We start from the raw sequence: 7537 nt of genomic DNA, 5'->3' as shown, positions 1-7537 counted from the left end.
AGGAGATGCAGTCGTTGTGCCTCAACGTCGAGGTGCTTTCCAGCGACGGCATGTCCATCGAGATGCGTGACACCGACGAGGACGTCTTCCGCGCCGCGGAGGAGCTCGGTATCGACCTGTCCCGGCGCGAGCCGAGCAGCGTCGAGGAAGTCTGACGGCCCTGCGCGCGGCCCGCGCCGGAAGGTCGCCCTCCGGCGCGGGCCATCGCGGGTTCGGCCCGTACGAGGTCAGGGCGCGGTGCGGAACCGATCAGCGTGTTCCCGCGCCCACTGGGCGAAGGTTCGCGCGGGCGTGCCCGTGACGTCCTCGACGGTCGGCACGACCACTCCGCCGGCCTCGGGCGGGCTGGTGGCCAGCTGGATCCCGAACTCCACATAGTCCTCGTCGTAACCGTAGCCGCGCAGCCGGGCGCGCTCTTCGTCCTCGCTCAGGTGCACGAAGACGATGTCCTGCCCGGTGGCCTCGGCGATGATCCGGACGCGATCCGCCGGGGTGAGGGCTTCGGGCCCGGTGATCGGGTAGCTCAGGCCCTCGTGGCCCTCGCGGGTGAGCGCGGTGGCGGCCACGGCGGCGATGTCGGCCTCGTGCACCATCGCGCTGGGGAAGGTGGCGAGCATGGACGCGGTGCCCTGCGAGCGGATCTCATCGGCCCATTCGAGTGCGTTGCCCATGAACTCCGCCGGCCGCAGCAGGGTCCAGCCGATCGCACTGGACTCCAGGGCGCTTTCGACGCTGGTGGGCGACCAGCCGCCGAGGACCGTGGCCCGGGTGATGCCGTGGCGTGCGGCGAGGTCGATGATCTCCTCGCCGTTGGTCAGGTCCTGGTCGCCGCCGAAGGTGATCAGGTGGATCGCGTCGATCCCTTGGAAGGCTGCTCCGAGCGTGCCGGCATCGGTGAGATCGCCCGTCACCACCTCGACGCCGGCCGGGAGATCGGCTTTGGCGGGGGTGCGGGAGAGCGCGCGGACGTCGTGTCCGGCGTCGTGGAGTTGCGCGACGAGGTGCCGCCCGACCTGGCCGGTCGCTCCGGTGACGAGGATGCGCATGTTCGTGGGTCCTTTCGCAGGGGTCTTGTCAGGCGGTGCCGGCGCGAAGCCGAGGGCGGCGACGTACGCTCCATTCCGCTTCGGTGGCGGGTCCCATCCTCACCGGGCTTGTGGCCGCTATACGGCCACAAGCCGGCCTAGGGTGGGCTCATGTCGACCGGCACCCGCGTCCTCGAACTCCTCGGACTGCTGCAGAGCCGGCGCCACTGGCCCAGCCACGACCTCGCGCGCCGCCTCGGCGTCAGCCCGCGCACGCTCCGCCGCGACATCGACAGCCTCCAGGAGCTCGGCTATCCGATCACCGCCACACGGGGCACCGGCGGCGGCTACCAGCTCAGCCCCGGCGCCTCGCTCCCGCCCCTGGTCCTCAGCGAGGACGAGGCCGCCGCCATCGTCATGGGGCTCCAGGAGATCACCTCCGGCCCCTCCCCGACGTCGGCCGACGCCGCGCTGAGCGCCATGGCCAAGATCGTCCAAGTGCTTCCCGTACGGATCCGACGCCGCATCGACAGCCTCCGCGCCGTCGCCGTCCCGGCACGAAACCCCGGGGCGCGGGGGGACATCACGGATGTCGCCTCGTTGACGACCCTCGCCCTGGCCTGCCGCGACACCGAGACGGTGGAGTTCGTCTACCGCACCCGCACCGGCGATACCGCGGCCAGGACAGTGCACCCGCACCGCATCGCCCGCGTCGAGAACCGCCTCTACCTCATCGCCTGGGACCTCGACCGGGCCGACTGGCGCACCTTCCGCGTCGACCGCATCGGTGATGCGAAGCGCACCGGCACGACGTTCGCGCCCCGCACCCTCCCCGCCGACGATCCCGTCGCGTACGTGCGCGCCCGCATCAGCGCCATGCCCGCCAGGTACCCCGTCCGCGCCACGGTCGGGGCCCCCGCCGAACGGGTACGGAAGCAGATCGCGCACTACGGGACGGTGGAACCCGTCGACGACACCTCGTGCCGGGTGGAGATCGTCACCGACTCCCTGGACTGGGCCACCTTCTGCATCGGAGCGCTCGACGCCCCCGTTGTGGTCCACGGCCCACCGGAAGCCATCGCCTACATGCGCGCCTGGGGACGACGCCTCACCGCCGGCACGCAAGAGCCCCCGTGACGCGCGGCGGCGGTCCTCGAAGTGCGCGCAGAACGCCGCTCCCATGCGCCGGCGACGCGTCCGTCGACCCAGGCGGTGGTTCGTCCTGGGGTGAGCTCTTCGGGGACAGCGGGTCGTGGCCGCGAAAGCTCAGCCGTCAGCGGTCAGGCGCGTACGTCGTGCCTGGAGGAAGGTTCGTTCGGTGTCGTTGGTGGCCAGGGCGATGGCCTCGTCGTACGCGGCGACGGCCTCCGCCGTGCGGCCCAGGCGGGTGAGCAGGTCGGCGCGGGTGGCCGGCAGCAGGTGGTAGCCCGGCAGGTCCAGCTCGTCCACGGCGGCCAGTGCGCTTGCCGGTCCGTGCACCTCGGCGACGGCGACGGCGCGGTTCAGCGCCACGACCGGGGTCGGGGTGAGGTGCAGCAGCTGGTCGTAGAGCGCCAGCACCTGCGGCCAGTCGGTCGCCGGGCCGTCGGTGTGCACGGCGTTGATCGCGGCCTGCACCTGGTACGGCCCCGGCTGGTCACGGCGCAGGCAACGGCGTACGAGCTCGTGGCCTTCGGCGATCAGCTCCCGGTTCCACAACGAGCGGTCCTGCTCGGCGAGCACCACCAGCTCGCCCGAGGGCCCCACCCGCGCGGGCCGGCGGGCCTCGGTCAGCAGCAGCAGCGCCAGCAGGCCGATCGCCTCCGGCTCGTCGGGCATCAGCGCGGCCAGTTCCCTGGCCAGGCGTACCGCCTCCAGGCAGAGGTCCGTACGCACCAGCTGCCCGGAGGTGGAGGTGTATCCCTCGTTGAAGACCAGGTAGAGCACGGTGAGGACCGACGCCAGCCGGTCGGGCAGGTCGGCGGCGTCCGGCACCCGGTAGGGGATGCCGGCGTCGCGGATCTTCTTCTTCGCGCGGACGATCCGCTGGAAGACGGTCGCCTCCGGCACCAGGTAGGCCCGCGCGATCTCGGCCACCTCCAGCCCGCCGAGCAGGCGCAACGTGAGCGCGGTCCGCGCGAGCGGTGACAGCGCCGGATGGCAGCAGGTGAAGATCATGCGGAGCTGGTCGTCGCGCACCGGTCCCACCTCCTGTGGCTCGTCGGCTTGCTGCAGCAGCATCGCCTGGGCGTGGCGGGCCTCGCGGGTGGACTCGCGGCGCAGGCGGTCGATCGCCCGGTTGCGGGCGGTGGTCACGATCCAGCCGCCCGGGTTGGGCGGCGGCTCGTCCCACTTCTGTACGGCCACCGCGAAGGCGTCCTGCACGGCCTCCTCGGCGAGCCCGATGTCGCCGAGCAGGCGTGTCAGCGTGGCCACGCACCGGCCGTACTCCGCCCGGTAGATGCCGTCCAGGTCCATCCGCGCGCTCAGTCCCACTGCGCGTCCACGAAGGGACGCACCTCGATCGGGGACCCGCACGCCAGCGCGCACTTCCCGGCCCAGGCCAGCGCCTGGTCCAGGTCGTCGCACTGGATCACCCAGAACCCGCCGAGCTGCTCCTTGGTCTCGGCGAACGGGCCGTCGGTCATCGTGGTCGTGCCGCTGCCGGGTCGCACCACCGTGGTGGCGTGCGAGCCCAGCAACCCGCCGACGAACACCCACGACCCGGCCTGCCGCATCTCGGCGGTGACCTGCTCGGTCCGGTCCATCTGCGCCTGCATCTCCTCCGGCGGCCACGGCACGCTCTCGTCGAACTGGACGGCCAGCAGATATTTCTTCATGGGCTCTCCCCGGAGAGGTCAGGCGGGCATGCGGCGGGCGATGACCGGGACAACGATCGCGGCGGCGACCACGTGCGTCAACATCAGCAGCGCCTTCGTGGCCGTGGGCGCGTCCACGAGCACATCGGGCAGCAGGGACAGCGCGGTGAGCACCATTGTCGTGCGGACGAACGCCACGCGCGGACGCCGGGTCGTGCGGGCCAGGACCAGGGCCAGCACCAGGCCCAGTACGGAGAGGATGACGGTCAGCGTGGCGAACCCCGACGGGGGGATCGGCGCCCCGCCGACAGCGAGCCCGATCCCGGCGAGCTCACCCGCCGCGGCGACGCCCGCGGTCGCGACGGCGGCGGCGGCCGTGGCGGCCAGCCCGCCGGCGATCAGGTTCTTCGTGGAAGCGGTGACCGTGGCGGTGGTGGTGACGGACATTGCTGACCTCCGGTACGGGGCCGGCTCGCTGCCGGCCTCTGCTAGGGCTACGAACCGGCTCGGCGCCATTCGACATCGGCCGCGGAAAAAGTGGGGGAGTTCGTCACCGACCGGCTCTGGCGGGGACGAGCTCGGCGAGGTGGTGCAGCGAGTCGGCCAGATGGTCAGGGCCGAAGGGCGGAAACTGCAGATAGTCCCGGATGCGCTGCGGCACCGCCGACCAGTCGTAGGTGAGCGTGACCGCGGTCTCGGACGGGCCGTGCGGCGCCAGGTCGTAACGCCAGATCCAGCCGCCGAACTCCAACTGGCCGTCGTCCTTCTCGTATCCCGTCAGCCAGCCGATGGCGCGCGGCGGGTCGAGCACCTCGACCTGGTTGACCGTCTCGTAGTCTCCGTCCGGATGGCCGGCGTGATGCATGGCCATCCGGAAGATCTGCCCCGCCGCGGTCAGCGGCGCCGGGTCTGCGGCCTCCTGAACCCAGCCCGTGCCGTCGATGGCGGCATGGGTCGTCGGGTCGGCCAGCACCGCGAACACCTTCGCGGCGGGGGCGGCGAAGGTCAGGGTGGCGCTCACGCTCTCCTGGCCGGTGGTGGTGACGGACATGACGGGCCTCCCGTACGTGGCGACCGGCTGTTTTCCGGTCTCTCACTCTGACCACGAACGGGCTCGGGCCGAATCGACACTCCTGCGATCGAAATTCTCGCTGGGGCCCGTCACAGAGGTTTCGGAAGGCGTGCCGTGGCCAGCCAGCCGCGGCCGGCGGCGGCGTGGGCGGGATCGAACGCGGGCGGAACCGGACGTTCGCAGGCGGCCGCGGCGTCGGCGATGACCGTCACGGCGGGCTGCCAGCCGCGGCGGGTGAGCCAGGCGTCGAGGTTCTCGGTGGGGCCGCCGCGCCACAGGCCGACGAGCTCGGCGGAGATGTCCGCGCGGGCGCTGCGGAGCAGCTCGGAGTCCTCCATGTGATCCAGGGCGAGCATGCTCGCCGGGGCCGAGAGGCCGGTGATCCGGTCGAGGAGCAGGTCGGCGGCTTCGGGCGGGAGCGCGTACAGGATGCCCTCGGCCAGCCAGGCGGCCGGCCGCGCGGGGTCGAAGCCGGACTCCGTCAGCGCGCGCGGCCAGTCCTGGCGCAGGTCGGTGGCGACCTCGACGCGGTGGCACGCGGCGGTCGCGCCGCGGCCGTCGAGTACGGCCGTCTTGAAGGCGAGCACGTCGGCGAAGTCCAGCTCGAAGACCTTGGTGCCCGGCGGCCAGGCGAGTCTGAACGCGCGGGCGTCCATGCCGGACGCCAGCAGGACGACCTGGTCGCACCCCCGTCCGGCGGCTTCCAGGAGCGCGCGATCGAGGAACCGGGTGCGGACGGCGACCTGCTCGGCCATGAGCCGCAGGAAACCCGCGGTCGCCGGAGAGGCCCCGGCGGACCAAGGGCTGGACGCAGGATCGACGGCCTGGAGGAAGTGCCGGGCGTAGGGGTCGTCGAACAACCGGTCCGGTCGGCTGCTCTCCTGGGCGCGCAGGACAGCCACGCCCAAGGCGGTCGCGCCGATTCCGGCCAGGCTGGTGGGGACGGTCGGTTCTGGTGTCACGTGTCCGGTTCCTCTGTCTTCACGGGCGGGCGCCCAGGGCGCGGAAGTAGTCGTTCACAGGTGCGAAGTCGACGCTGTCGCCGCGGAAGCCGACGTACTTGTCCGGGCGGATCAGGTACAGGCTGGGGCGGCGCACGCCGTAGCGGTTGTGCGCCTCGCTGCGCAGGTCGGCGAAGACGTCGTCCATGGGGTCGTGCGGCAGGTGGCCGCGGGTGATGACATGGACCTCGCCGTGCCCGGCCATCGCCTTGTGCGCGGAGGTATGCCAGGCGGTCAGGGTGGGGGAGTCCGTCGTGTCCGCGGCGAACAGGACGAGGTGGTGGCCCGGCGTCCGGAGGAGGTGACGGAGCGCCACCGGCCTCTCACGGTTCTCGACGTAGACGTCCCGTACCAGCTCGCCGGCCTCCGGTCCGGTACTGGTGACGTCGCTCCACGCCCTGGCCTGTGATGCGTGCCAGCGTTCGAGGACGAGGTCGCTGTCGCGATAGTGGACGAGGTGTTCGCCGAAGGCGTTCGACAACCGCTGCTGTACGGGATTGAGCCGGCCGAACAGGCGCAGCGCGTGCCGCCGGGCTCTGCGGGCGACCAGTGTGCTGCCGGTGACGGCTCTCGTGGTGGCCGAGGTCGCGTCGACCACGGCCTTGACCACGGGCCGGCGCTCGGCCTCGTAGCTGTCCAGGAGGGACTCCCCGGCGCGCCCGGTGACGACGAGCGCGAGTTTCCAGCCCAGGTTGTAGGCGTCCTGCATGCCCGTGTTCATGCCCTGGCCGCCCACCGGGCTGTGGTTGTGCGCGGCGTCGCCGGCCAGGAGGATCCGGCCCTGGCGGAGCCGTTCTGCCAGGCTCTCGCGGGCCACGAACGACGAGCTCCACTGCAGATCGTGTACGTGGGAGTCCAGGGGTGTGCGTTCGGCGACGCAGGCGGCGAAGTCGTCCAGCCCCGGGGCCTGCGGCGGCTGGTCGTCCGGCGTGCTGGCCAGGATGCGCCAGTAGCCCCCGGTCATGGGGAAGACGGCCACGAGGCCGGTCCTGCCGAAGTAGACGTGGAAGCGGTCGCGCGTGAGCGGCCAGTCCACGGCGACGTCGCCCAGGATGAACCCCCTCTTCAGGTCGGCTCTCGTCCGGGTGATGCCCGCGCTCTCGCGCACGGTGCTGTGGGCGCCGTCGGCGCCGATCAGCCAGCGGGTCTCGCACCGTTCGACGCGGCCGTCCCCGTGGCCGAGTTGCACGCTCACGCTGTGCTCGCCAGCCTGCTGCCCGACCAGGCGGGTGCCCCATTCGACGGTCACTCCGAGTTCCTCGGCGCGCTCGCGCAGCAGTCCGACGGTCTCCCACTGCGGGATGCACAGGTCCAGCGGGAACGGGGAGTCCACGGCCGTGACGTCCATCTCGGCCAGGACCGTCGTGCCCTGGTAGAAGTTCAGCGTGTGCAGCGGGATGCCTCGTTCGATGGCGGCCTGGGCCAGCCCGAGATCGTCCAGCATCTCCAGCGATCGCGCCACGATCGACACCGCCCGGCTCTCCCGGTGGTCCGCGCGCCCGGCGTCGATGATCCGTGGGATCACTCCCCGCCGTGCCAGGTCGATGGCCAGCACCAGGCCGGTCGGCCCCGCGCCGACGATGAGAACGTCCGTTGTCGTGGTCACACATTCACCTTCTTAGAACGAATGATCGTTCTTTT

General features: G+C 71.8%; 8 protein-coding genes. 1 reads left to right on the top strand and 7 read right to left on the bottom strand.

The annotated features are described in order from the left end of the window. Positions 1–227 precede the first annotated feature (227 nt). Positions 228–1046 carry an NAD(P)H-binding protein gene (locus E1295_RS21895; protein ID WP_132632183.1) on the bottom strand — a complete coding sequence of 273 codons (819 nt, stop codon included), beginning with the start codon at positions 1044–1046 and terminating at the stop codon, positions 228–230. Positions 1047–1196: 150 nt separating this feature from the next. Here E1295_RS21895 and E1295_RS21890 point away from each other — a divergent pair, with 150 nt between their 5' ends. After that, a complete protein-coding gene (locus E1295_RS21890; RefSeq protein ID WP_132632182.1) occupies positions 1197–2162 on the top strand; it encodes a helix-turn-helix transcriptional regulator in 966 nt (321 codons plus the stop codon). Positions 2163–2291: 129 nt separating this feature from the next. Here E1295_RS21890 and E1295_RS21885 read toward each other — a convergent pair whose 3' ends face one another. The 6 genes from E1295_RS21885 to E1295_RS21860 form a co-directional block, all read right to left on the bottom strand. Continuing rightward, entirely contained in the window at positions 2292–3500 is a 1209-nt protein-coding gene (locus tag E1295_RS21885) for an RNA polymerase sigma factor (protein WP_246080191.1), read from the bottom strand. Then, positions 3491–3844: a YciI family protein gene (locus E1295_RS21880; protein ID WP_132632181.1), complete on the bottom strand. Its 354-nt coding sequence runs from the start codon at positions 3842–3844 to the stop codon at positions 3491–3493. Before E1295_RS21880 ends, E1295_RS21885 begins: the two co-directional genes overlap by 10 nt. 18 nt (positions 3845–3862) lie before the next feature. Next, positions 3863–4270: a DUF6069 family protein gene (locus E1295_RS21875; RefSeq protein ID WP_132632180.1), complete on the bottom strand. Its 408-nt coding sequence runs from the start codon at positions 4268–4270 to the stop codon at positions 3863–3865. Between the two features lie 103 nt (positions 4271–4373). Continuing rightward, a complete protein-coding gene (locus E1295_RS21870; protein ID WP_132632179.1) occupies positions 4374–4874 on the bottom strand; it encodes an SRPBCC family protein in 501 nt (166 codons plus the stop codon). A 110-nt stretch (positions 4875–4984) separates the two neighbouring features. Further along, positions 4985–5857: an SAM-dependent methyltransferase gene (locus tag E1295_RS21865; protein ID WP_220448834.1), complete on the bottom strand. Its 873-nt coding sequence runs from the start codon at positions 5855–5857 to the stop codon at positions 4985–4987. 19 nt (positions 5858–5876) lie between these two features. Further along, entirely contained in the window at positions 5877–7502 is a 1626-nt protein-coding gene (locus tag E1295_RS21860; protein ID WP_132632178.1) for an FAD-dependent monooxygenase, read from the bottom strand. Positions 7503–7537: the final 35 nt, after the last annotated feature.

It is taken from the genome of Nonomuraea mesophila, assembly GCF_004352805.1.
GTDB classification, from domain to species: Bacteria; Actinomycetota; Actinomycetes; order Streptosporangiales; family Streptosporangiaceae; genus Nonomuraea; species Nonomuraea longispora.
This window is presented reverse-complemented; position numbering and strand designations above follow the sequence as displayed.